Origin of the sequence: Paracoccus sp. T5, from assembly GCF_048538155.2 — a bacterium.
GTDB lineage: Bacteria > Pseudomonadota > Alphaproteobacteria > Rhodobacterales > Rhodobacteraceae > Paracoccus.
Genome location: NZ_CM135809.1, coordinates 359,661 through 380,750, shown reverse-complemented (window position 1 = coordinate 380,750; position 21,090 = coordinate 359,661). Strand labels below are relative to the sequence as shown.

Annotated in this window: 23 protein-coding genes; 8 read left to right on the top strand and 15 right to left on the bottom strand. The window is 67.8% G+C overall.

Going from position 1 to position 21,090, the window contains the following annotated elements; genetic code table 11:
• Nucleotides 1–5 precede the first annotated feature (5 nt).
• From ACNR9W_RS01900 to ACNR9W_RS01890, 3 genes are read right to left on the bottom strand one after another with little or no spacing between them, the layout of a single operon-like run.
• The gene (locus ACNR9W_RS01900; protein ID WP_419269377.1) at nt 6–815 is read right to left on the bottom strand and encodes a uracil-DNA glycosylase; all 810 of its coding nucleotides are present in this window, start codon (nt 813–815) and stop codon (nt 6–8) included.
• A gap of 39 nt (nt 816–854) precedes the next feature.
• Nucleotides 855–1,562, bottom strand: a complete 708-nt coding sequence (locus ACNR9W_RS01895) for a response regulator (protein WP_419269379.1) — start codon at nt 1,560–1,562, stop codon at nt 855–857.
• A 10-nt stretch (nt 1,563–1,572) separates the two neighbouring features.
• Nucleotides 1,573–2,091, bottom strand: a complete 519-nt coding sequence (locus ACNR9W_RS01890; protein ID WP_204354477.1) for a MarR family winged helix-turn-helix transcriptional regulator — start codon at nt 2,089–2,091, stop codon at nt 1,573–1,575.
• A 154-nt stretch (nt 2,092–2,245) separates the two neighbouring features.
• Here ACNR9W_RS01890 and ACNR9W_RS01885 point away from each other — a divergent pair, with 154 nt between their 5' ends.
• Nucleotides 2,246–3,115 (top strand): branched-chain amino acid aminotransferase, encoded by an 870-nt coding sequence (locus ACNR9W_RS01885; protein ID WP_419269381.1) that lies wholly within the window; start codon nt 2,246–2,248, stop codon nt 3,113–3,115.
• A 55-nt stretch (nt 3,116–3,170) separates the two neighbouring features.
• Here ACNR9W_RS01885 and ACNR9W_RS01880 read toward each other — a convergent pair whose 3' ends face one another.
• From ACNR9W_RS01880 to ACNR9W_RS01835, 10 genes are all read right to left on the bottom strand, one after another.
• On the bottom strand, nt 3,171–3,359 hold the full coding sequence (locus tag ACNR9W_RS01880; RefSeq protein ID WP_419269383.1) for a hypothetical protein: 189 nt from the start codon (nt 3,357–3,359) through the stop codon (nt 3,171–3,173).
• A 69-nt stretch (nt 3,360–3,428) separates the two neighbouring features.
• Nucleotides 3,429–3,893, bottom strand: coding sequence for a PTS sugar transporter subunit IIA (locus ACNR9W_RS01875; protein WP_419269385.1), 465 nt, complete (start codon nt 3,891–3,893; stop codon nt 3,429–3,431).
• Between the two features lie 86 nt (nt 3,894–3,979).
• Nucleotides 3,980–4,555 carry a ribosome hibernation-promoting factor, HPF/YfiA family gene (gene hpf, locus ACNR9W_RS01870; RefSeq protein ID WP_419269387.1) on the bottom strand — a complete coding sequence of 192 codons (576 nt, stop codon included), beginning with the start codon at nt 4,553–4,555 and terminating at the stop codon, nt 3,980–3,982.
• 189 nt (nt 4,556–4,744) lie between these two features.
• Nucleotides 4,745–5,494, bottom strand: a complete 750-nt coding sequence (gene lptB / locus ACNR9W_RS01865; protein ID WP_419269389.1) for an LPS export ABC transporter ATP-binding protein — start codon at nt 5,492–5,494, stop codon at nt 4,745–4,747.
• Complete coding sequence (lptA, locus tag ACNR9W_RS01860; protein WP_419269391.1) at nt 5,494–5,976, bottom strand: lipopolysaccharide transport periplasmic protein LptA; 483 nt, start codon at nt 5,974–5,976, stop codon at nt 5,494–5,496. The genes lptB and lptA overlap by 1 nt, the downstream gene beginning before the upstream one ends.
• Before the next feature lie 22 nt (nt 5,977–5,998).
• Nucleotides 5,999–6,580, bottom strand: coding sequence for a hypothetical protein (locus ACNR9W_RS01855; RefSeq protein ID WP_419269393.1), 582 nt, complete (start codon nt 6,578–6,580; stop codon nt 5,999–6,001).
• 4 nt (nt 6,581–6,584) lie between these two features.
• Entirely contained in the window at nt 6,585–7,529 is a 945-nt protein-coding gene (locus tag ACNR9W_RS01850) for a KpsF/GutQ family sugar-phosphate isomerase (protein WP_419269395.1), read from the bottom strand.
• 83 nt (nt 7,530–7,612) lie between these two features.
• The gene (locus ACNR9W_RS01845; protein WP_419269397.1) at nt 7,613–8,227 is read right to left on the bottom strand and encodes a ribonuclease D; all 615 of its coding nucleotides are present in this window, start codon (nt 8,225–8,227) and stop codon (nt 7,613–7,615) included.
• A 154-nt stretch (nt 8,228–8,381) separates the two neighbouring features.
• On the bottom strand, nt 8,382–9,377 hold the full coding sequence (locus tag ACNR9W_RS01840; RefSeq protein WP_419269399.1) for an SDR family oxidoreductase: 996 nt from the start codon (nt 9,375–9,377) through the stop codon (nt 8,382–8,384).
• A 90-nt stretch (nt 9,378–9,467) separates the two neighbouring features.
• Complete coding sequence (locus tag ACNR9W_RS01835) at nt 9,468–10,403, bottom strand: LysR family transcriptional regulator (RefSeq protein ID WP_419269401.1); 936 nt, start codon at nt 10,401–10,403, stop codon at nt 9,468–9,470.
• A gap of 133 nt (nt 10,404–10,536) precedes the next feature.
• Between ACNR9W_RS01835 and chvE the strand changes: the two genes are divergently transcribed.
• The 7 genes from chvE to ACNR9W_RS01800 all read left to right on the top strand — a co-directional run bounded on the left by chvE (nt 10,537) and on the right by ACNR9W_RS01800 (nt 19,615).
• On the top strand, nt 10,537–11,592 hold the full coding sequence (chvE, locus tag ACNR9W_RS01830) for a multiple monosaccharide ABC transporter substrate-binding protein (protein ID WP_111298175.1): 1,056 nt from the start codon (nt 10,537–10,539) through the stop codon (nt 11,590–11,592).
• A 50-nt stretch (nt 11,593–11,642) separates the two neighbouring features.
• A complete protein-coding gene (gene mmsA / locus ACNR9W_RS01825) occupies nt 11,643–13,163 on the top strand; it encodes a multiple monosaccharide ABC transporter ATP-binding protein (RefSeq protein WP_419269403.1) in 1,521 nt (506 codons plus the stop codon).
• Between the two features lie 12 nt (nt 13,164–13,175).
• Nucleotides 13,176–14,363, top strand: a complete 1,188-nt coding sequence (mmsB, locus tag ACNR9W_RS01820; RefSeq protein WP_419269405.1) for a multiple monosaccharide ABC transporter permease — start codon at nt 13,176–13,178, stop codon at nt 14,361–14,363.
• Nucleotide 14,364: 1 nt separating this feature from the next.
• The gene (gene araD1, locus ACNR9W_RS01815; protein ID WP_419271711.1) at nt 14,365–15,360 is read left to right on the top strand and encodes an AraD1 family protein; all 996 of its coding nucleotides are present in this window, start codon (nt 14,365–14,367) and stop codon (nt 15,358–15,360) included.
• A 9-nt stretch (nt 15,361–15,369) separates the two neighbouring features.
• Entirely contained in the window at nt 15,370–17,112 is a 1,743-nt protein-coding gene (gene araD / locus ACNR9W_RS01810; RefSeq protein WP_419271709.1) for an L-arabinonate dehydratase, read from the top strand.
• Between the two features lie 98 nt (nt 17,113–17,210).
• A complete protein-coding gene (locus ACNR9W_RS01805; RefSeq protein ID WP_419271439.1) occupies nt 17,211–18,422 on the top strand; it encodes an SGNH/GDSL hydrolase family protein in 1,212 nt (403 codons plus the stop codon).
• Between the two features lie 152 nt (nt 18,423–18,574).
• Nucleotides 18,575–19,615 carry a glycosyltransferase 61 family protein gene (locus ACNR9W_RS01800; protein WP_419271438.1) on the top strand — a complete coding sequence of 347 codons (1,041 nt, stop codon included), beginning with the start codon at nt 18,575–18,577 and terminating at the stop codon, nt 19,613–19,615.
• Between the two features lie 19 nt (nt 19,616–19,634).
• Here the strand turns inward: ACNR9W_RS01800 and ACNR9W_RS01795 are convergent, their stop codons facing one another.
• Nucleotides 19,635–20,867, bottom strand: coding sequence for a type III PLP-dependent enzyme (locus ACNR9W_RS01795; RefSeq protein ID WP_419271437.1), 1,233 nt, complete (start codon nt 20,865–20,867; stop codon nt 19,635–19,637).
• Nucleotides 20,854–21,090 carry an acyl carrier protein gene (locus ACNR9W_RS01790; protein ID WP_419271436.1) on the bottom strand — a complete coding sequence of 79 codons (237 nt, stop codon included), beginning with the start codon at nt 21,088–21,090 and terminating at the stop codon, nt 20,854–20,856. Before ACNR9W_RS01790 ends, ACNR9W_RS01795 begins: the two co-directional genes overlap by 14 nt.

The window sequence follows — 21,090 nt, the reverse complement described above, 5'->3', positions numbered from 1 at the left end:
GGAACCTAAACGGAAAGCGATTCCAGCCGCGCCGCAAGGGACAGAAGGTCGCCCCAGGCCTCGCGCTTGGCGCCTTGGTTTCGCAGCAGGTAGGCGGGATGGGCCATGGGCAGGGCCGGCCGCCCGAAGGCCTCGACCCAGTGGCCCCGCAGGCGCAGGATGCCGCGTTTTTCCAGCGCCGCCTGGCAAGGAATGTTGCCCATCAGCACGATCACCTCGGGTGCGGCAAGTTCGACGTGGCGCCGCAGGAAGGGCAGGCTGACGGCGATTTCATCGGGGCTGGGGTCGCGGTTGCCGGGCGGGCGCCAGGTCAGCACGTTCACGATGTAGAGCGCGCGTTCGGCATCGACCGCATCGCGGGCCAGGCCGATGGCCGCGAACATGCGGTCCAGCAGCTGCCCGGCGCGGCCCACGAAGGGGCGGCCCTGCCGGTCCTCCTCGTCGCCCGGGGCCTCGCCCAGGACCAGGACGCGGGCCTTGGAATTGCCGTCGGCGAAGCAGAAGTTGCGCGCGCCCTTCTTCAGCTCGATCCCGTCGAAGGATTCCTGCGCGGCGGCCAGCGCCTCCAGGCTTGCGGCGCCCGCCGCCAAGGCCTCGGCCTGGGCCAGCCGCGCGGACAGGTCGTCGTCCAGACCGGGCAGAGCCGGTGCCGCGGCCCGGACCTGGGCGGGCGGCAGGTCGGGCGCGACACGGGCCGGCAGGTCGAAGCGGTCCACGGGCGCGTCCAGCATCGGGACATCGACGCCCATCTCCAGCTGCCAGTCCAGCAGCGCCAGCGCCGTCTCGGCGTCCAGCTCGAATCCCTGATATGTCATGTGGTCCATCACCGGCGCAGGCTAGGCCCTGCCGGGGCCCTAGTCCACCACCAGCATGTAGCCGGTGCCTCGGACCGTCTGCAGAAAGCGCGGCTCGCGCGGGTCGGGCTCGATCTTGCGGCGCAGGCGGGTAATCTGGACGTCGATGGCGCGTTCGCTGTTCTCGCCCTCGTCACCGGTGCCGCCGCGGCCCAGGTCGTCGATCAGGTCGGCGCGGCTGACGGGCTGGCCCCGGCTTGCGGCCAGACGCCGCAGCAGTGCCGCCTCGGTTCCGGTCAGGCGCAGGGGGGCGTCGCCGCTCCACAATTCGCTCTTGTCCGTGTCATAGCGCAGCGCGCCCAGTGTCAGGTATTTCGGCTGCGCGACCTCGACCACCGGCACGCGGCGCAGGATCGCCCCGATCCGCAGCAGCAGCTCGCGCGGCTCGAAGGGCTTGGCCAGGTAATCATCCGCGCCGCTTTCCAGCCCCGTGATGCGGTCCTCGGTCTCGCCCTTGGCGGTCAGCAGCAGGATCGGCGTGTCGATGCGCCGCCGCAGGTCGCGGGTCAGCGCCATCCCGTCCTCGCCCGGCATCATCACGTCCAGAACGATCAGGTCAAATTCCAGCCCCGCCAGCAGCCGCCGCGCCTGCGCGGCATCGCGCGCCATGCTGACCATGTAGCCGTTCTTGCGCAGGAACTTGCCCAGCAGCGCGCGGATGCGTTCATCATCGTCGACGATCAGCAGATGGGCATCGGGTTGGGTCATGTCGGGCGCCTCAGCGGTCGTCGGGAAGATCCTTCAGCGCCTGATACTGCGCCCGCGTCTCGGGGTCCATCATCGCTTCCAGCACCTGCCGGAACCCCGACACCGCCTGCGGCCCCACGCTGCGATAGGCCGCGCGCATCCGCGCCCGCTGCGCCTCGGACAGGCGGCGCTCCAACTGGGTGCCGCTCTGCGTCAGGTACAGCTGCCGTTCGCGCCGGTCGCGCCGGCCGATGCGGCTGTCCACCAGCCCGTCGTCGATCAGGGTGCGCAGCACGCGGTTCAGGGACTGCTTGGTCACCCCCAGGACGGCCAGCAGCGAGGTCACCGTCAGCCCCGGGTCGCGGTTGATGAAATGCAGCGCGCGATGATGGGCGCGGCCATAGTCCATGTCCCCCAGGATCATGTCGGGATCGGCGGTGAAGGCCCGATAGGCAAAGAACATCGCCTCGATCCCCCGGCGCAGCTGGTCATCGGTCAGGAACAGCAGATCCTCGCCCACCATCGCCTGAATCCGCGCCTTGTCCTGCATCCCGGTCCTCGACTTTCCCTGCCGCCGGATATGGCAGCGATGTTGACTTTCTAACCCTCGATTGCTAGCCGTCAAGCATCTTGCGTAACAAATGTGCCAAATCTGCCCTGACAGACGCAAGAATCGCAAAAACGGGCGGCGGATGGAGAAAGACATGACGGCGGCTTACGACGATCGCGACGGCAAGATCTGGATGGACGGGGAGCTTGTGGACTGGCGCGACGCCAAGGTCCACATCCTGACGCATGCGCTGCACTATGCCAGCTCGGTGTTCGAGGGCGAGCGCTGCTACAACGGCAAGATCTTCAAAAGCCACGAGCATTCGCTGCGCCTGATCGAATCGGGCCGCCTGCTGGACATGCCGATCCCCTATTCCGCCGAGGAGATCGACGCCGCCAAGGAGGCCACGCTGAAGGCCAACGGCTTCGAGAATGCCTATGTGCGCGTCGTGGCATGGCGCGGGTCGGGCCCGGACATGGGCGTCTCGGCCGCGCGCAACCCGGTCCGCATGGCCGTCTGCGCCTGGGAATGGGGCAGCTATTACGGCGATGCGAAATGGCAGGGCGCCAAGCTGGACGTTGCCAAGTGGAAGCGCCCCAGCCCGGAAACCATCCCGACCGCCGCGAAGGCCGCCGGCCTCTACATGATCTGCACCATGTCCAAGCACGCCGCCGAGGCCAAGGGATGCTCTGACGCGCTGTTCATGGACTGGGAGGGCTACGTGGCCGAGGCGACCGGCGCCAACATCTTCTTCGTCAAGGACGGAGAGATCCACACGCCCCTGGCCGACCGCTTCCTGAACGGCATCACGCGCCAGACCATCATCCAGATGCTGAAGGACAAGGGGCTGACGGTCCATGAACGCCGCATCCGCCCCGAGGAGCTGGAGGGCTTTCAGGAATGCTGGCTGACCGGCACCGCGGCCGAGGTGACTCCGGTGGGCCAGATCGGCGACTGGCATTTCCAGGTGGGCCAGATCACCCGCGACGTGGCCGAAAGCTACGAGGCGCTGGTCCGCGCCTGAGCGTCCTTTCCGGACATGCGAAGGGCCGCCCCGCAGGGCGGCCCTTTTTCATGCCTCAGGCCAGCTTGCCGCGCGCGATGCGGGCATATTCGGCGGCCTTGCGGCTGTCCTCGGACCTGGTCTGGGGCCGGGAATGCAGGCTGCGGATGGCCTCGTGCAGCCCCTCGGCCCGCTCCTGCCGCAGAAAGGCGCGCAGGCGGGCGGCGCCACGGGTCCGGGGTTGGTCGGTGAGATGTCTGCTCATGATGGCCCTCCTCTGGTTCAGAACGCAGAGTATAGGGCCGATTCGGTCTTTTTCAAAACCTTTGGGGGATCAGGCCGCCTTGATCCCCTGCGCGGCCGACAGGACCGCATGCAGCGCCACCGGATCGTCATTGGCCCGCAGCTTGGCCCGCAGGTCTTGCTCGCGCAGCGTGCGCGACACCAGCGCCAGGGCCTTGAGGTGGTCGACCCCGCTGGTTTCGGGCGCCAGCAGTGCGAAGACCAGGTCCACCGGCTGGCGGTCGACCGCGTCGAAATCCAGGGGCTTGTCCAGGCGCAGGAACAGGCCCGCGACCTGGTCCAGCCCATGCAGCCGCGCATGCGGCAGCGCCACGCCCTGCCCCACACCCGTCGGGCCCAGGCTTTCGCGTTCCTGCAGCGCGTCCAGCACCTCGGAGGCGTTCAGCCCGTATTCCGCATGTGCCAGTTCGGCCAGTTCCTGAAACAGCCGTTTTTTCGAAGTGACCTGCCCCAGGGAACGCACGGCCCCGGGCTTGAGGATTTCACTCAGTTGCATTTCCGTCGAGTCTTTCCCAAGCTGTCCGCCCCCGGACAGGATCGTCGGGGGCGGCACCGAAAGCCAGGCGTCATGCGCGAAGGGCGTCAGCCGTTTCCGCGCGGATCGATCCAGCCCACATTGCCGTCATCACGGCGATGGACGACGTTGACGCCGCCATGTTTCTCGTTGCGGAACACCAGCAGCGGCGTTCCCGACAGTTCCATCTGCATCACCGCATCACCGACCGACAGGGTGGGCACACGGCTTTCCATTTCGGCGATGATGATGGGCTGGAGGCCACTGCCGTCCGATTCCCATTCATCCTCATCGGCGGCCAGCACATAGCTGCCGGCCTCGCCAAAGACAACGGGCTGCGGGTTGCCGCTGTGGTGGTCCTTCAGGCGGCGCTTGTAGCGGCGCAGCTGCTTGTCCATCTTTTCGCGGCAGGCCTCGAAGGCGGCATAGACCTCGGTCGCGGCGCCGCGGGCCTGCACGGTCAGGCCCGTCGACAGATGCACCACCGCATCACACGTGAACTGGTGGGCGTCCTTCGAAAAGGTGACCGTCGCGTCGGTCGGGCGCTGCGAATACTTTTCGATCGTCTCTCCCAGTTCGGACTGGACATGCGTGCTGAGCGCATCCCCGACATCGATGTGTTTTCCGCTGATGGTGTAGCGCATCGTCTTTCCTCTTCGGTTGCCCGTTTCAGCTGCGCCGGCCCGTTCAGGCGCCGGCGACGGCGGAAACGGGGGTGGCGGGGCACGGAAGTGCCGCACCCGCGTCTTTCAATTTGGTGACAGCCGGGCGGATCTGTCAACGGGGGCACGGCCGGTTTGTCGGGAATTCGCCGGGACGATCGGCCGCGGCCCTCAGGCCATCCGAAAGCTGTCGCCCAGGTACACCTCGCGCACCTTGGGGTCGGCGACGATCTGCTCGGTCGTGCCCGACATCAGCACATGCCCGTCATGGAGGATATAGGCGCGGTCGACGATGCCCAGCGTCTCGCGCACGTTGTGGTCGGTGATCAGCACGCCGATGCCGCGCGACTTCAGCGCATGGACCAGGGTGCGGATCTCTCCGACGGCGATGGGATCGACGCCCGCGAAGGGCTCGTCCAGCAGCAGGAAGCTGGGGTCCGAGGCCAGGCAGCGGGCGATCTCGGCCCGCCGGCGTTCGCCCCCGGACAGGGCCAGGGCGGGGGCGCCGCGCAGATGGGTGATCGAGAAATCCCCCAGCAGCTCCTCCAGCCGGTCGCGCCTGTGGCGGGGATCGTCCAGCGTCACCTCCAGCACGGCCATGATGTTCTGTTCCACCGTCAGGCCGCGAAAGATCGACATCTCCTGCGGCAGATAGCCGATGCCCATGCGCGCGCGGCGGAACATCGGCAGGCGGGTGGCATCCCGGCCGTCGATCAGCACCTGCCCCGCATCGGGCGTCACCAGCCCCGCGATGCAGTAGAAGCAGGTCGTCTTGCCCGAGCCGTTCGGCCCCAGCAGCGCCACGACCTCGCCGCGCCGCAGATCGACCGAGACGTCGCGGATCACGGGGCGGTTGCGATAGGACTTGCGCAGGCCGCGCACGTCCAGCCCGTCACCTTGGGTTGCCCGGCTGCGGCGCATCAGTTGCCGCCGGGCTGCAGGACCGACCGCACGCGCCCCTGGACCTGGGCCGCGCCGGTGGCCAGGTCCACCGTCATCCGGTCGCCCGACAGGACGTTCTGGCCCTGGCTCAGCAGCACGTCGCCGGTCAGCAGCACCGTGCCCGCCTCGACGTCATAGACCGCCTGCTGCGCCTCGGCCGCGTCCGGGCCAGACACCAGCGTCACGTTGCCGGTGGCGGTCAGCGAGCTGATCCGCTGCTGGTCGCCCGTCGCATACTGGACCGAAACCTCGTCCGCGGAAAGGCGCATCTCGCCCTGACCAATGACCACGTTGCCCGCGAAAAGGGCGCTGCCGTCGGACTGGTTCACCGTCAGGTTGTCGGCCGCCACCTCGACCGGGGCCGAGACATCCGCCCGCATGCCCCCGAAGGTCGTCTGCGCCATCGCGGGAAGGGTGGCGGGCGCCGCAAGGGCAAGGGCGATCAGCAGGGGGCGAAGCATCTTGGGGTCCTTTGATCGGGGCTCAGGGCCGGTATATCAGACGCACGCCGTCCGAGAAATTCAAGATCGCGGGGGAATCGTCGCCCGGAACGTCGGGGTCGGGTGCCAGGCGCATGCGCCCGGCCTCGATCTGCCCAAAGGGAGCCTCGGCCCGGACGCCGCGATCCGCCGTGATGACGGCGGCGGCGGTCTCGGCCTCGATCCGCTCGGCCTCGACCTCCCAGCCCGAGGAGGTGGTCATCACCACCCCGCCCTCCAGCCTGATGCGGCCATCGGCCAGCCCGCCCGCCGGCGCGGTCAGGCCCGCCGTCAGCCCGTCGGGCCGCCGCCAGTCCAGCTGCAGGTCCCGCGCCGCGCCCCCCGCCCCGTCCGGCGACGCCTGTGCGGCCCTCAGCGCCAGCTGCGCGCCATCGCGGGTGACGGCGGAATATTCCGGCCCCACGATCCGACCCTCGCGCGCGGCGGCCTCGGCATCGACCTCGGCATAGGGGATGCGCGATTCGGTGTCGGACTGGCGCGAGAACAGGAACATCGTCGACAGCATCGCCAACGCCGCCAGCGGCATCAGCACCCGAAGCCAGCGGACGACGCGCGTGCGGTTCATGGCCTCAGACCAGCCCCGCGCGCAGGCAGTCGTGGATGTGCAGGATGCCGCAGGGGCGACCCTCGTCGACCGCGAACAGGCAGGTGATCTTGCTGTCCTGCATCTGCGCCAGTGCCGCCTCGGCCAGCGCGCCCGGCGCGATGGTGCGCGGCGCGGGCGTCATGACGGCGGCCGCATCCAGATCCAGCAGCCCTTGCATGTGCCGTCGGAGGTCGCCGTCGGTGATGATCCCCACCAGCCCACCGTCGCCGTCGGTGACGCCCGTGACGCCATAGCCCTTGCGGCTGATCACCAGCAGCGCCTCGGTCATAGGCGCATCAAGGGCCACCAGCGGCATGTCCTTGTGCATCAGGTCGCCGACCTTGGCCAGCAGCGCCCCCAGCTTGCCGCCCGGATGAAAGGTGCGGAAATGTTCAGGCGTGAACTGGCGATGCTCCATCAGCGCAATGGCCAGCGCGTCGCCCAGGGCCAGCGTCATGGTGGTCGAAGTCGTGGGCACGATGCCGTTGCCGCAGGCCTCCTGCGCGGCGGGCAGGATCAGGCCCAGGTCTGCCTGCCGGATCAGCGTCGAGCCGGGCCGCGCCGCGACCCCGATCAGCGGGATGGAGAACCGCCGGGTATGGGCGATCAGGTCGGCCAGCTCGGGCGTCTCGCCGCTGTTGGACAGGACCAGCGCCAGGTCGGATTCGGTCACCATGCCCAGGTCGCCATGGCTGGCCTCGGCGGGGTGGACGAATTGCGCCGGCGTGCCGGTGGATGCCAGCGTGGCCGCAATCTTGCGCCCGACATGGCCCGACTTGCCCATGCCCGACACGATCACCCGCCCCCGGACCGCCAAAATCATTTCGACCGCGCGGGAAAATTCATCGCCGAGGCCCCCGGCCAGCGCGCCAAGTCCCGCGATCTCGGTTTCGATCACACGCCGCGCCGTCTCGATGTAGTCCGCCATGCGCCTACCTTATCTTCGTCTTGTTGTTTTTGTTATCGGCAGCAGGTTCATGCCCTGCGCCATGTTCCGATCATCTTCCCGGCTCAGTGCCGGAAGATGTCGTTCTCGTCGCCCCAGCCCAGCAGGTCCAGATGGGCGCGGGCGGGCAGGAAATCAAAGCAGGCCTGCGCCAGCCCAAGGCGGTTTTCGCGCTTGAGCCGCGCCTCCAGCGCCTCCTTCAGCTTGTGCAGGTGCAGCACGTCGGAGGCGGCATATTCCAGCTGGGCATCCGTCAGGTCGGCCGCGCCCCAATCGCTGGTCTGCTGCTGCTTGCTGACATCGACGCCGACCAGTTCGTTCAGCAGGTATTTCAGGCCGTGCCGGTCGGTGAAGGTGCGCACCAGCTTGGAGGCGATCTTGGTGCACCAGACTGGCGCCGTGACAACGCCAAAGGCGTTCTCAAGGGCGGCCACGTCGAACCGGGCGAAGTGGAACAGCTTCAGCACCTTGGGATCGGTCAGCAGGCGCGTCAGGTTCGGGGCCTCGGTCTGGCCGCGGTCGATCTGGACCAGATGCGCCTCTCCGTCGCCCGACGACAGCTGCACCAGGCACAGCCGGTCGCGGCGCGGGTCCAGACCCATCGTCTCGGTGTCGATGGCGACGACCGGGCCAAGCACCAGGTCGTCGGGAAGGTCGTTGGGGTACAAATGGATGCTCATCGCCTGTCCTGCTCTGGAACGCTGCGCGCGCAGCGGGGTCAGCCTCTCTGGCGCCTCTCTGACCAGAAACCGGGCCGCCGATCCAGCGAAAATCGCAGGCAACGTCCCGCTGGCGGAGGAGCGCCTGCAGGACGGGTTTCCGAAACGCCGCGCGTCAATCGCGCCGGTTGCGTCCGCTGCCGGCCGCCAGCAGGGCCAGCGCCCCGCCTGCCACAAGCGCGCCCGCCACAAGGGCCGTCGCCCGCTGCGGCCCGGACCGCAGGCCGCCGTCCACACCACCGGGATTGGGAGGCGGCGCGAACAGGTTGCCGCGGGTAAGGGTCACACGCTCGGCGCGACGGAAGTAGCCGCGCAGGAAGGCGCCCATCGCGTGGCTGGTCATCTGGGGCGAGACGGCATGCGCCAGCCGCACCAGGGCGGTCGGAACGCCCACCATCGTCGTCGGGCGGGGGCGCCGCGACAGGCGCACGATGCGCGCGGCGACATGGCGGGGGTCCAGCAGGGGCGGCGGCGCGCTCAGGCGGCGGCCGACATAGTTCGCCCCGTGCGAGATGCCGGGCGTGTCCACGAAGCTGGGATAGATGTCGCAGATGTGGATGCCGGGATGGGGCGTCAGCTCGCCCCGCAGCGCCTCGGCAAAGCCGCGCAGGCCGAACTTGCTGGCGCTGTAGGCGGCCGCATAGGGCGCCGCCGCAAAGCCGCCAAGCGAGATCACATTGACGAAGACCCCCCGCTCCTGCTGCAGGAAGACCGGCAGCACCGCCAGCGCGTCGTTCATGTGGCCGACCAGGTTGGTCCTGATGATGCGCTCGTGCACTTCGGGCGGGACCTCATGAAAGGCCCCCACCGCGCCGACGCCGGCATTGCTGACCCAAGTATCGATGCGCCCGCCAAAGGCCAGCGCGCTGACCGCCAGGTCGCGCAGCTGCGCGAATTCGGTAACATCGGCGCGCTGCGTCATCACCTCGGCCCCGTAGCCGCGGCAGACCTCCGCCACCTCTTCCAATGTCTCGGCATCGCGCGAGGCCAGCACCAGCTTGGCGCCGGTCTTGGCAAAGGCCTCGGCCGTGGCGCGGCCGATCCCGCTGGAGGCGCCCGAGACAACCACGACTTGCGACGATGGACGGCTTGGGGACTGTCCCGTGTTCATCTGTCGGTCCTTTCACAGCTTGTTCGCGAACTGAACCGGCCGGGCATTCGATTGTTCCCGCCCCTCCGCCTGCGGCAAGGCGCCGCCGACCTAGGCCATCAGCGACTTGGCGATGACCTTTTCGCGCAGCTTCTCGGCCAGGGGCGAGGCCGGGCGGCGGCGCAGGCTGAGCAGGTAATAGGGCGGCACGCAGATCTGGCGCGCGATGTCCAGGCAGGTGAAGTTCGCGCTGACCGGCGGCCGCGTCAGCAGTTGCGCCACCTCGGCCGAGAGGGGCGCCACTGCATCGCTCTGCGACAGGTACGAGATGGTGAACAGCAGCGACGGGCTGTTGACCACGTTGCGCGGCTCGGACAGGCCCTGGGCGGCAAAGGCGTCCAGCGTCGCCTCGCGGATGGGCGCGCCCCTTTGCTGCATCACCCATTCCTGCCCCAGAAGGTCGGTCAGCTCGACCCTGCGGCCGCGGTCCAGCGGATGGCCGGCCCTGACGCAGAAGGTCACCTTCTCGTCCCGCATCGGCTGGATCAGGAACTCGCGCGCGTCGAATTCCGGCAGGATGCGGGCCAGGACAAAGTCCATGTCCCCCGCGACCAGGTGGCTCAGCAGCTCGCGCGAGGGCATCACGTCGACCGTCACGTCGGCGTCCGGGGCCTGCTCCTTGACCTCGCGAATGGCGGCGACCAGGTAATCGACCGCAGGCCCCGTCACCGCCCCCACATGCACCGAGCCGGCATATCCGGTGCTCAGCGCGCGGACATCGGTCGCCATGCCCTGCATCTCGCGCAGGATGACGGCCGTGCGGCGCAGGACGTTCTGCCCGATCTCGGTCGGGGCCATCCCCTTGGGCTGGCGCAGGAACAGCGGCACGCCCAGCTGCCGCTCGGTCTCGGCCAGCATACGTGATGCGGCAGGCTGGGTCATCCCGCAGGCCTGCGCCGCCTGCTGCAACTGGCCGCTTTCGGCGATCTCGAAGATCAGCCGCAGCTGGGCGGGCTTCAGCATCAGGCGTGAAGGAGGTGGCGTCATATCGCATCCGGTATGCAGCTGAAAGATTATGTCATTTTACCATCATGTCGCGACATTGCTATGGTCATGCCGTGCCCCGAGGAGAGGGCATGGGAAAAAATGTGGCGGCCGGATCCGCCACGGGGGAGGATGCATGAAGATCAGAACCGCCGCCGTCGCGCTGGCGATCGGAGTGTCGTGGCTGGCCACCGGCGCCATGGCCGAAACCGTGGGCATCTCGATGCCCACGAAATCGTCGGCCCGCTGGATCGATGACGGCAACAACATGGTCAAGCAGTTCCAGGACGCGGGCTACGAGACCGACCTGCAATATGCCGAGGACGACATCCCCAACCAGCTGGCCCAGGTCGAGAACATGATCACCAAGGGCGTCGACGTCCTGGTGATCGCGGCCATCGACGGCACCACGCTGTCGAACGCCCTAGCCAACGCCAAGGCCGCCGACATCAAGGTGATCGCCTATGACCGCCTGATCCGCGACACGCCAGATGTGGATTATTACGCCACCTTCGACAACTTCAAGGTGGGCGTCGAGCAGGCCAATTCGCTGGTCGCCGGCCTCAAGGAACGTTTCCCGGACCAGAAGCCGTGGAATGTCGAGCTGTTCGGCGGCAGCCCCGACGACAACAACGCCTATTTCTTCTACGACGGCGCCATGTCGGTGCTGCAGCCGATGATCGACGCGGGCGAGATCGCCGTCGTGTCCGGCCAGACCGGCATGGACAAGGTCGGCACGCTGCGCTGGGACGGCGCGGTGGCGCAGTCGCGGATGGATAACCTGCTGTCGGCCAACTACACCGACGCGCAGGTGCATGGCGTTCTGTCGCCCTATGACGGGCTGTCGATCGGCATCCTGTCCTCGCTCAAGGGCGTCGGCTATGGCTCGGGCGACATGGCGATGCCCATCGTCACCGGTCAGGACGCCGAGGTGCAGTCGGTCAAGTCGATCCTGAACGACGAACAGTATTCGACGGTCTTCAAGGACACGCGCGAACTGGCCCGCGTCACCGTCGGCATGGTCGAGGCGATGCTGGAGGGCAACGAGCCCGAGGTCAACGACACCGAGACCTATGACAACGGCGTCAAGGTCGTGCCCTCCTATCTGCTGGAGCCGGTGCCGGTCGACAAGTCGAACTGGGAAAAGGTGCTGGTCGAGTCGGGCTATTACAGCGCCGACCAGATCCAGTGACGCAGCGGGCCGCCCCCGTCGCGGGGGGCGGCCCCAGCAAGGAACAGCACATGACCGCGCTTCTTGAAATGCGCCGCATCAGCAAACGCTTTCCGGGCGTCAAGGCGCTGGACGATGTCAGCCTGTCGGTCCGCGAGGGCGAGATCCACGCCATCTGCGGCGAGAACGGCGCCGGCAAGTCGACCCTGATGAAGGTGCTGTCCGGCGTCTATCCGACCGGCAGCTATGACGGCCAGATCGTCTTTGACGGCGAGGTCGCCGATTTTCGCACCATCCGCGACAGCGAGGCGCAGGGCATCATCATCATCCACCAGGAGCTGGCCCTGGTGCCGCTGCTGACCGTGGCCGAGAACATCTTCCTGGGCAACGAACGCGCCACCCGCGGCGTCATCGACTGGCCCGAGACCTTTCGCCAGACCGAGGCGCTGCTGGCCAAGGTCGGCCTGCGCGAACCGCCCGGCACCCGCGTCGAAAGCCTGGGCGTCGGCCAGCAGCAGCTGGTCGAGATCGCCAAGGCGCTGTCCAAGAACGTGCGCCTGCTGATCCTGGACGAACCCACCGCCGCCCTGTCGGAGCGCGACAGCCAGGCCCTGCTGGACCTGCTGCTGGAACTGAAGACGCAGGGCGTCACCTCGATCATCATCAGCCACAAGCTGAACGAGGTGCGCCGCATCGCCGACAGCGTCACGGTGATCCGCGACGGGGCGACGATCTCGACCATCGATGCGCGGGGGGGCGAACTGACCGAGGACCGCATCGTGCGCGACATGGTCGGCCGCGACATGGCCCACCGCTATCCCGAACGCGACCGCCAGGCCGGCGACACCGTCTTTGAGCTGCGCGACTGGAACGTCTGGCATCCCGAACAGCGCGACCGCCAGATGATCCGCAACCTGTCGATGACCGCCCGCGCCGGAGAGGTCGTGGGCATCGCGGGCCTGATGGGTGCCGGCCGGACCGAGCTGGCAATGAGCATCTTCGGCCGCAGCTACGGGCGCGACATCTCGGGGCAGGTGCTGATGCACGGGCGGCCGGTCGATGTCTCGACCGTGGACCGGGCCATCAAGGCCGGGCTGGCCTATGTGACCGAGGACCGCAAGTCCCTGGGCCTGATCCTGGACGAGACGATCCGCCGCAACACGGTGCTGGCCAACCTGGACGCCGTGGCCACCCGCGGCGTCGTCGACGACAACCGCGAGACCGAGGTGGCCGAGACCTACCGCCGCGCGATGCGCATCCGCACGCCCTCGGTCTTTCAGAAGGTGGTGAACCTGTCGGGCGGGAACCAGCAGAAGGTGGTCCTGTCGAAATGGCTGTTCACCGAACCCGAGCTGCTGATCCTGGACGAGCCGACGCGCGGCATCGATGTCGGCGCGAAATATGAAATCTACAACATCATCAACGACCTCAGCGCCGCCGGCAAGGCGGTCATCATGATCTCGTCCGAGATGCCCGAGCTGCTGGGCATGTGCGACCGGATCTATGTGATGAACGAAGGCCGCTTCGTGGGCGAACTGGCCGGTGACGCCGCCAGCCAGCAAGCGATCATGTCGCTGATCGTCAGGGAATAGGGAAAGACGCGGATGGAACATACCGACCACGCGCCGGCCACCGGCATCGGCGCCTATTTTGCCAAGCACATCCGCGAATACGGGCTGCTGTTCGCGCTGATCGCCATCATGGCGTTCTTCCAGATCGTGACCGGGGGCGTACTGCTGAAGCCGGTGAACATCACCAACCTGTTCCTGCAGAACAGCTATATCATCATCATGGCCTTGGGGATGCTGCTGGTCATCGTCAGCGGTCATATCGACCTGTCGGTGGGGTCGGTCATGGGCTTTATCGGCGCGCTGGCGGCGGTGATGATCGTCAGCTGGGGAATGCCCGTCTGGCTGGCCGGCGCCGCCTGCCTGGTGGCGGGCATCGCCATCGGCGCGGTGCAGGGATATTTCGTCGCCTACTGGAAGATCCCCTCGTTCATCGTGACGCTGGCGGGGATGCTGGTCTTTCGCGGCCTGTCGCTGTGGCTGCTGGCCGGCCAGTCGATCGGGCCCTTCCCGAACAGCTTTCAGCTGCTGTCCACCGGCTTCATTCCCGATCTTTTCGGCATCGGCCGCCCGAATGGCGTAGCGCTGGCGGTGGGGGTGGTCGCCGCCCTGCTGATCGTCTGGCAGGGCCTGCGCACCCGCGCCCGCAACGCCCGCTACGGGATCGAGGACGAGCCCTTTGGCCTCTTCGTCCTGCGCAACGCCATCGTCGCCGCGGCGCTGCTGTTTGTGACCTGGAAGCTGGCCTGGTTCCGCGGCCTGCCGAACGTGCTGCTGTCGATGGTGATCCTGACCGTCGTCTATGTCTTCCTGACCGAGCGCACGACCATCGGCCGCCGCGTCTATGCGGTCGGCGGAAACGTCAAGGCTGCCAAGCTGTCGGGCATCCGAACCGAACGCCTCACCTTCCTTGTCTTCGTCAACATGGGCCTGCTGGCGGCCTTGGCCGGGCTGATCTTCGCGGCCCGCCTGAACACCGCCACGCCCAAGGCCGGATTCGCTGTCGAACTGGACGTGATCGCTGCCGTCTTCATCGGCGGGGCGTCGATGTCGGGGGGCGTGGGCCGGATCGTGGGCGCCGTCGTCGGTGCCTTCATCATGGGGGTGATGAACAACGGCATGTCGATCATGGGCATCGGCATCGATTACCAGCAGGTCATCAAGGGCCTGGTGCTGTTGGCCGCCGTTGTCTTCGACGTCTACAACAAGAACCGGGAGGCCTGAGATGTGGCTTTCGCAGCTGACGCTTGAGGACGGGACGCGTGGCGTTGCGGTGCGGGGCGATGATGGGGCGCATCTGGTGCGGGGGGTGTCCTCGACGCGGGATCTGGCGCTGGCGGCGCATGCGGCGGGGCGCGGGCTGGGGGCCGAGGTCGAGGCGCGGGGCCGGGGCGCGGCGGTCGACCTGGTCGCGGCGCTGGAGGCGGGGCGGCTGCTTGTGCCGCTGGATCATCCCGACCCGGCGCATCTGCACCTGACGGGGACGGGGCTGACGCATCTGGGTTCGGCCGCGACGCGCGACGCGATGCACCAGGGCGCGGCCGAGAGCCTGGCCGAGAACGTGACCGACAGCATGAGGATGTTCCGCATGGGGCTGGAGGGCGGCAAGCCCGCGACCGGCATCGGTGCGCAGCCGGAATGGTTCTACAAGGGCAACGGTCATGCCGCGGTCGCGCCGGGGGGGCCGCTGGTCTCGCCCGGCTTTGCCGAGGATGCGGGCGAGGAGCCCGAGATCGCGGGCCTTTACGTGATCGCCCCGGACGGGCGGCCGCTGCGGGTGGGCTTTGCCCTGGCCAACGAGTTCTCGGACCACGTGACCGAGCGCGGCAACTATCTGTGGCTGGCGCATTCCAAGCTGCGCCCGGCCAGCTTCGGGCCGGAACTGCGGGTGGGCGCGCTGCCCGCGCATCTCGAGGGCACCAGCAGCCTGGTCCGCGACGGCGCCACGGTCTGGCAGAAGCCCTTCCTGTCGGGAGAGGCGAACATGTCCCACAGCCTGGCGAACCTGGAGCACCACCACTTCAAGTACGACCTGTTCCGCCAGCCGGGCGACGTGCACGTGCATTTCTTCGGCACCGCCACCCTGTCATTCGCCGACGGGATCACCGCGCGGGCGGGCGACATCTTCCGGATCGAATGCCCCGATTTCGGCCTGCCGCTGCAGAACCCGCTTTTGCAACACGATGCCGACCCGACCCCGGTCGCGGTCGCCGCCCTCTGAGGTCCGACGATGAGCTTTACCCCCGCCCCCTGGCCCCGCCGACTGCGCTCGCAGGAATGGTATGGCGGCAATTCGCGCGACACGATCTATCACCGCGGCTGGCTGAAGAACCAGGGCTACCCCCATGACCTGTTCGACGGGCGCCCGATCATCGGCATCCTGAACACCTGGTCCGAGCTGACGCCGTGCAACGGCCATCTGCGCGAACTGGCCGAGAAGGTGAAGGCGGGCGTGTGGGAGGCGGGCGGCTTTCCGGTCGAGGTGCCGGTCTTTTCCGCCTCCGAGAACACCTTCCGCCCTTCCGCGATGATGTTTCGCAACCTGGCGGCGCTGGCCATCGAGGAGACGATCCGCGGCCAGCCGATGGACGGCGCGGTGCTGCTGGTCGGCTGCGACAAGACCACGCCCAGCCTGATGATGGCCGCGGCCTCCTGCGACATCCCCTCGATCGTGGTGACCGGCGGGCCGATGCTGAACGGGCATTTCCGGGGCGAGCGGGTGGGCTCGGGCACGCATCTGTGGCGCTTCAGCGAGGCGGTCAAGGCCGGGCTGATGACCCAGGACGAGTTCCTGGAGGCCGAGGCCTCCATGTCGCGATCGTCCGGGACCTGCAACACGATGGGCACGGCCAGCACCATGGCCTCGATGGCGGAGGCGCTTGGCATGGCGCTGTCGGGCAATGCCGCCATCCCGGCCGTGGACAGCCGCCGCCGGGTGATGGCGCAGATGTCGGGGCGGCGGATCGTGCAGATGGTCAAGGACGACCTCAAGCCCTCGGACATCATGACCAGGGACGCCTTCGAGAACGCGATCCGCGTGAACGGCGCCATCGGCGGGTCCACGAACGCGGTGATCCATATGCTGGCCATGGCCGGACGGGTGGGGGTCGACCTGACCCTGGACGATTGGGACCGGCTTGGCCGCGGCGTGGCCACGATCGTGAACCTGATGCCGTCGGGCCAGTACCTGATGGAGGAGTTCTTCTATGCCGGCGGCCTGCCCGTGGTGATCAAGCGCCTGGCCGAGGCGGGGCAGTTGCACCGGGACGCGCTGACGGTCAGCGGCATGACGATCTGGGACGAGGTCCGCGATGTCGTGAACTGGAACGAGGAGGTGATCCTGCCGGTCGACCGGCCGCTGACGGCGCAGGGCGGCATCGCGGTGCTGAAGGGCAACCTGGCGCCCGCCGGGGCGGTGCTGAAGCCCTCGGCCGCCAGCCCGCATCTGCTGGTCCATCGCGGCCGCGCGGTCGTCTTCGAGGACATCGACGACTACAAGGCGCGCATCGAGGACGAGGACCTCGACATCGACGAGACCTGCGTGATGGTGCTGAAGAACTGCGGTCCCAAGGGCTATCCCGGCATGGCCGAGGTCGGCAACATGGGCCTGCCGCCCAAGGTGCTGCGCCGGGGCGTGACCGACATGGTGCGCATCTCGGACGCGCGGATGTCGGGGACGGCCTATGGGACGGTGGTGCTGCACACCTCGCCCGAGGCCGCGGCCGGCGGCCCGCTGGCGGTGGTGCGCTCGGGCGACATGATCGAGCTGGACGTCCCCGCCCGCCGCCTGCACCTGGACATCCCCGAGGCCGAGTTGGCCGCCCGCCTGGCCGCCTGGCAGCCCCTGCCCGATCCCCCCACCAGCGGCTACGCCTGGCTCCACCAGCAGCACGTCATGGGCGCCGACACCGGCGCGGACATGGACTTCCTCAAGGGATGCCGCGGAAACGATGTCGGAAAGGACAGCCATTGATGAAAATCGCGCTTTTTCCGGGGCCACGATCCGCCGCCCGGGGGCTTTTCCCAAGGCCCGACCGAGGCTAGCCTGATTCCGGTTCTTAAGGATCAGACATGGCCCGTCTTCTGGCAGCCTTTGTTGCGGTAACGATGTCGCTCGGCCCCGCCGTGGGGCTGGCGGAGCTCACCCCGTCGTCGCTGCCGCATCTGGCGGGGCTGTCGCAGCCCTTCCTGATCGAAGAAGCGGGCAATCTGCCGGCCCTGCAGGTGGAGACCTTGGACCTGTCTCAGATCGCGGGAGCGGCGCCCTTGGCGGCGACGGTCGTCGGGCGTGTCGCGCCCTTGGACCCCGCAGACCCAGACGCAGGACCGGGTGCCTTTGGGCATCAATGGCCTGCGGTGCATGCGACGGCGCGCTTTGAGGGCGACGCATTGGACATGGCCTTTGACGATCCGGTCAATCGCTATCGGATCCAGCTGGACGGACCGGAGGGGCCGGTCCTTCAGGTCGTGACGCCGGGCCGGCGGGCGGTCCGCCTCTCGGGCCTGGGCGCCGGGCCGCACGGCATCCGCCTGGAGAAGGTCAGCGAATCGCCCTCGGGTGCGGGGCGCTTTCTGGGCTTCTTCCTGCCGGAAGGGGGCACCCCCCTGGCACCGCCGGCCCTGCACAATCGGCAGATCGAGTTCGTGGGCGATTCCGATACCGTCGGGCTGGGCAACCTGTCGCCGACCCGCAACTGCGACGGCTATGACATCTTTCTGGAAACCACCGACACGCAGAAATCCTTTGGGCCCCAGGTTGCCCGGCATTTCGACGCCGACTACCAGATGATCGCCGCCTCGGGCATCCGCCTGACCCCCGACGCGGAAGGTGCCGTCCCGGCCATGCTGGACCTCTACCCGATGACGGTCCCCGACGATCCGGAGGCCGGGGCGGATGCCGCCTGGTCGCCCGACCTGGTGGTGGTCCAGATCGGCTCGAACGACCTGGTGACCCGGCGCCGGCTGCTGGGGCTGTGGCGGACAAGCGAGCTGCCCCCCGACTTTGTCGACGGCTATCTGCGGCTGTTGCAGGACATCCGCGCCGATCATCCGGGCGCCCATCTTCTGGTCGTGGCACTGGCGGAATATGGCGACGAGTTCGTGGCGGCCCATGACGCCGTCTTCGCCGCGCGGCGCGCCCAAGGCGACACGCGGATCGATCTTCTGTCGATCTCTGGCCTGGAGCGGACGGCCTGCAACTGGCATCCCTCGGCCGCGGATCACCGGCTGATCGCGCAGGCCATCATCGATCTGGTGGAGACGCGGCCCCGGATCTGGAACTGAGCTTTGGGCGCGGCCGTCAGGGAAGGCTTTCTGGGTCACGCAGAAAGGCTTGTCCGGCAGCAAAATTCGGGGCTTAGTCGGCGCACGGGTATTTCAACGTGGCCTCTGCATGGCACGTCCTTGCGGGCCTTCGCGACGGCAAGGGTGGCGACATGCTCTCACTGAGACCCCTTCAAGCCTATGGCCAGCGTCTGATGGGCAGCGGCCAGCCGGACCTGGCGGAGGGCGCCCGCGACCAGTGGCAGCTGGCGCCCGGCGGAAAGCGGCATGTTCCCCCCGCCCTTCATCTGCCGGGGCAGCTGGAGCGCATCCGGGGCACGGAATTCGCCACGCCCGAGATCGTCATGAAGGCGCTGCGCGGGGGGTATGACAGCCTCGACCGGCCCACCACCGCCTTCCGCGTGGAGAACGTCGATCTTGTGGACGGCGTCCTCTATGCCAAGGGCCGGCAGCGTCACCTGCGCGCCCGCCGGTCGCGGTCGCTGACCTATCGCGTCCCACGCGAGGTCATCAGCGCGACGATGTACGAAAGCTGGCTGGGCAACCGGTGGTTCGGGAACTGGCTCAGCGACGACTGCCTGACCTATCTGCTGGCGGAACCCGGCAGCACCACGGTGACCAGCCTGCTGACGCCCACCGGACACATGCCGCGCTATGAAAGCCTGCTGGGCATGACCCCCCTGCGCAAGGACACCATCCATTTCCGCGAGCTGGTCCTGTTCGACGACATGCCCAACAACGACGGCAAGACGCAGCGTGCCGCCGAGATGCGCCGCCGCCTGCTGGCCGGGCGAAGCTGCAGCCCCCTGCCCGGCGTCTTCATCCTGCGCGGCAAGAGCGGCGATGCCCGGGTGATGGAGAACGAGCGTGAGATCGCCGAGCAGCTGGCCCAGACCTACCGCTTTCGCCTGCTGGACCCGCTGACGGCGTCGGTGGATCAGATCGCGGATCTATGCGGAGAGGCCGCGATCATCGCGGGCGTCGAGGGCAGCCACCTTGCCCACGGCTTGGCCATGATGCCGCCGGGAGCCGCGCTTCTGGTGTTTCAGCCGCCCGACCGCACGGTGGCCGCGCTGAAGACGCTGACCGACCGGCAGAACCAGCGCTATGCCCTGGTGGTCGGCGAAGGTTCGACCACGGGGTTCACGGTCAGTTGGGACGACGTGAGGCGCACCCTGGACCTGCTGACCTGATCGCCTTCTCCAGGGAGGGCTATGACCCCGTCAGCCAGGTGACATCGGTCATCCGGTCGCCCTCGACCAGCACCTCGCGTGGAAGGGGGTGGCTGATGAAATGCAGCGGGCTGGCCGTCAGGCCATAGGCGCCGCTGACATGGATCGCCACGACGTCCCCCTCGGACAGCACCGGCATCGCGACATCGCCCGCCAGCCGGTCGATCGAGGTGCACAGGGGCCCGACGATATTGTAGCGCTCGGTCGCCTCGCCGCCGCCGACCCGGTGCATCCGGTAGTTCCTGTGGATCACCATGCCGAAATGCCCCGAGGCCGGCAGGTGGTTGTTCATCCCGCCGTCGCAGATGGCGATGTTGCGCCCGCGCGACAGCTTGGTGCCGATGACGCTGGTCAGGAAATAGCCCGCCTCTCCCACCAGGTAGCGCCCCAGTTCCAGGACCAGCCGGGTGCCGGAAAACCGGGGCTCGGCCCGAAAGGCGTCCAAGTCGGGACCGATGCCCTCCGCCACCTCCTGCAGGTCCAGCGGCTTGTCCTCGGGGTGGTAGGGCACGCCCAGGCCCGAACCGAAGACCAGCTTTTGCGGGACGATGTCGTGCCGGTCGCAGATGTCGCGAAAGATCGACATGAAGATGCGATAATTCTCGCAGATCGCCTGCGGCTTCAGGCATTGCGTGCCGGAATAGATGTGCAGGCCCACCAGGTTCAGATGCGGCAGGGCCAGGACCTGCGGCAGCGCCTCATCGGCGCTCTCGATGTCGAAGCCGAAGGGGCTGGGCCGTCCGGCCATCTGGTCGCCAAACCCCTTGGGCACGCTGGAGGGCGCCAGGCGGATCAGGATGTCCTGCCGCAGGCCAAGGTCGGCCGCCGCCCGGTCGGCCAGCCGCGCCTCGCGCAGGTTCTCGACCACCAGTTCCCCGATCCCGGCCTCGACCGCCTGCCGGATCTCGACCTCGCGCTTGCCCGGACCGGTAAAGCTGGCCCGCGCGGCGTCCCAGCCCGCGCGACGGGCCAGGTGGAACTCTCTGATCGAGGAGACGTCGACATCGTCGATCCGGTCCGCCAGCCAGCCCAGCAGGGCCGGGTTGGGATTGCACTTCATCGCATAGCTGAGATGGAACCACCGGCCCAGCGATGCCCGGATCTGCGCGATCCTGTGCTCGATGTCGTCCGTCAGGTAGACATAGGTGGGCGTGCCAAACCGTTGCGCCGCCTGCGACAGGCAGGCATCCAGCGCCGTCTCACTGCTGGGCATTGGCATATTGGACGATCCGGTCGACGCTGTCGAAATTGTCCAGTGTGACATCCGCCGGATGGACCTCGATGCGAGTGGTGCTTTCCACAAAGCCGATCAGGTTCATCATGGCCACCGAATCCAGAAGGCCGGTGGAAAACAGTCTGGTGCTGGCGTCGATCCAGCTATCGACATTCAGCGAATTCTTCAGAAAGTCGATCACGCTTTGGGCAGTCAGAAACAT

What these genes read in the sequence shown, in the direction of transcription:
- ACNR9W_RS01840 (WP_419269399.1), bottom strand. Translation starts at nt 9,377, where the DNA reads ATGAACACGGGACAGTCCCCAAGCCGTCCATCGTCGCAAGTCGTGGTT.
- ACNR9W_RS01880 (WP_419269383.1), bottom strand. Translation starts at nt 3,359, where the DNA reads ATGAGCAGACATCTCACCGACCAACCCCGGACCCGTGGCGCCGCCCGC.
- lptA (WP_419269391.1), bottom strand. Translation starts at nt 5,976, where the DNA reads ATGCTTCGCCCCCTGCTGATCGCCCTTGCCCTTGCGGCGCCCGCCACC.
- mmsA (WP_419269403.1), top strand. Translation starts at nt 11,643, where the DNA reads ATGACCGCGCTTCTTGAAATGCGCCGCATCAGCAAACGCTTTCCGGGC.
- ACNR9W_RS01800 (WP_419271438.1), top strand. Translation starts at nt 18,575, where the DNA reads ATGCTCTCACTGAGACCCCTTCAAGCCTATGGCCAGCGTCTGATGGGC.
- ACNR9W_RS01855 (WP_419269393.1), bottom strand. Translation starts at nt 6,580, where the DNA reads ATGAACCGCACGCGCGTCGTCCGCTGGCTTCGGGTGCTGATGCCGCTG.
- ACNR9W_RS01900 (WP_419269377.1), bottom strand. Translation starts at nt 815, where the DNA reads ATGACATATCAGGGATTCGAGCTGGACGCCGAGACGGCGCTGGCGCTG.
- ACNR9W_RS01890 (WP_204354477.1), bottom strand. Translation starts at nt 2,091, where the DNA reads ATGCAGGACAAGGCGCGGATTCAGGCGATGGTGGGCGAGGATCTGCTG.
- ACNR9W_RS01835 (WP_419269401.1), bottom strand. Translation starts at nt 10,403, where the DNA reads ATGACGCCACCTCCTTCACGCCTGATGCTGAAGCCCGCCCAGCTGCGG.
- ACNR9W_RS01805 (WP_419271439.1), top strand. Translation starts at nt 17,211, where the DNA reads ATGGCCCGTCTTCTGGCAGCCTTTGTTGCGGTAACGATGTCGCTCGGC.
- araD (WP_419271709.1), top strand. Translation starts at nt 15,370, where the DNA reads ATGAGCTTTACCCCCGCCCCCTGGCCCCGCCGACTGCGCTCGCAGGAA.
- ACNR9W_RS01850 (WP_419269395.1), bottom strand. Translation starts at nt 7,529, where the DNA reads ATGGCGGACTACATCGAGACGGCGCGGCGTGTGATCGAAACCGAGATC.
- ACNR9W_RS01845 (WP_419269397.1), bottom strand. Translation starts at nt 8,227, where the DNA reads ATGAGCATCCATTTGTACCCCAACGACCTTCCCGACGACCTGGTGCTT.
- lptB (WP_419269389.1), bottom strand. Translation starts at nt 5,494, where the DNA reads ATGCGCCGCAGCCGGGCAACCCAAGGTGACGGGCTGGACGTGCGCGGC.
- hpf (WP_419269387.1), bottom strand. Translation starts at nt 4,555, where the DNA reads ATGCGCTACACCATCAGCGGAAAACACATCGATGTCGGGGATGCGCTC.
- chvE (WP_111298175.1), top strand. Translation starts at nt 10,537, where the DNA reads ATGAAGATCAGAACCGCCGCCGTCGCGCTGGCGATCGGAGTGTCGTGG.
- ACNR9W_RS01795 (WP_419271437.1), bottom strand. Translation starts at nt 20,867, where the DNA reads ATGCCCAGCAGTGAGACGGCGCTGGATGCCTGCCTGTCGCAGGCGGCG.
- ACNR9W_RS01885 (WP_419269381.1), top strand. Translation starts at nt 2,246, where the DNA reads ATGACGGCGGCTTACGACGATCGCGACGGCAAGATCTGGATGGACGGG.
- ACNR9W_RS01790 (WP_419271436.1), bottom strand. Translation starts at nt 21,090, where the DNA reads ATGTTTCTGACTGCCCAAAGCGTGATCGACTTTCTGAAGAATTCGCTG.
- araD1 (WP_419271711.1), top strand. Translation starts at nt 14,365, where the DNA reads ATGTGGCTTTCGCAGCTGACGCTTGAGGACGGGACGCGTGGCGTTGCG.
- mmsB (WP_419269405.1), top strand. Translation starts at nt 13,176, where the DNA reads ATGGAACATACCGACCACGCGCCGGCCACCGGCATCGGCGCCTATTTT.
- ACNR9W_RS01895 (WP_419269379.1), bottom strand. Translation starts at nt 1,562, where the DNA reads ATGACCCAACCCGATGCCCATCTGCTGATCGTCGACGATGATGAACGC.
- ACNR9W_RS01875 (WP_419269385.1), bottom strand. Translation starts at nt 3,893, where the DNA reads ATGCAACTGAGTGAAATCCTCAAGCCCGGGGCCGTGCGTTCCCTGGGG.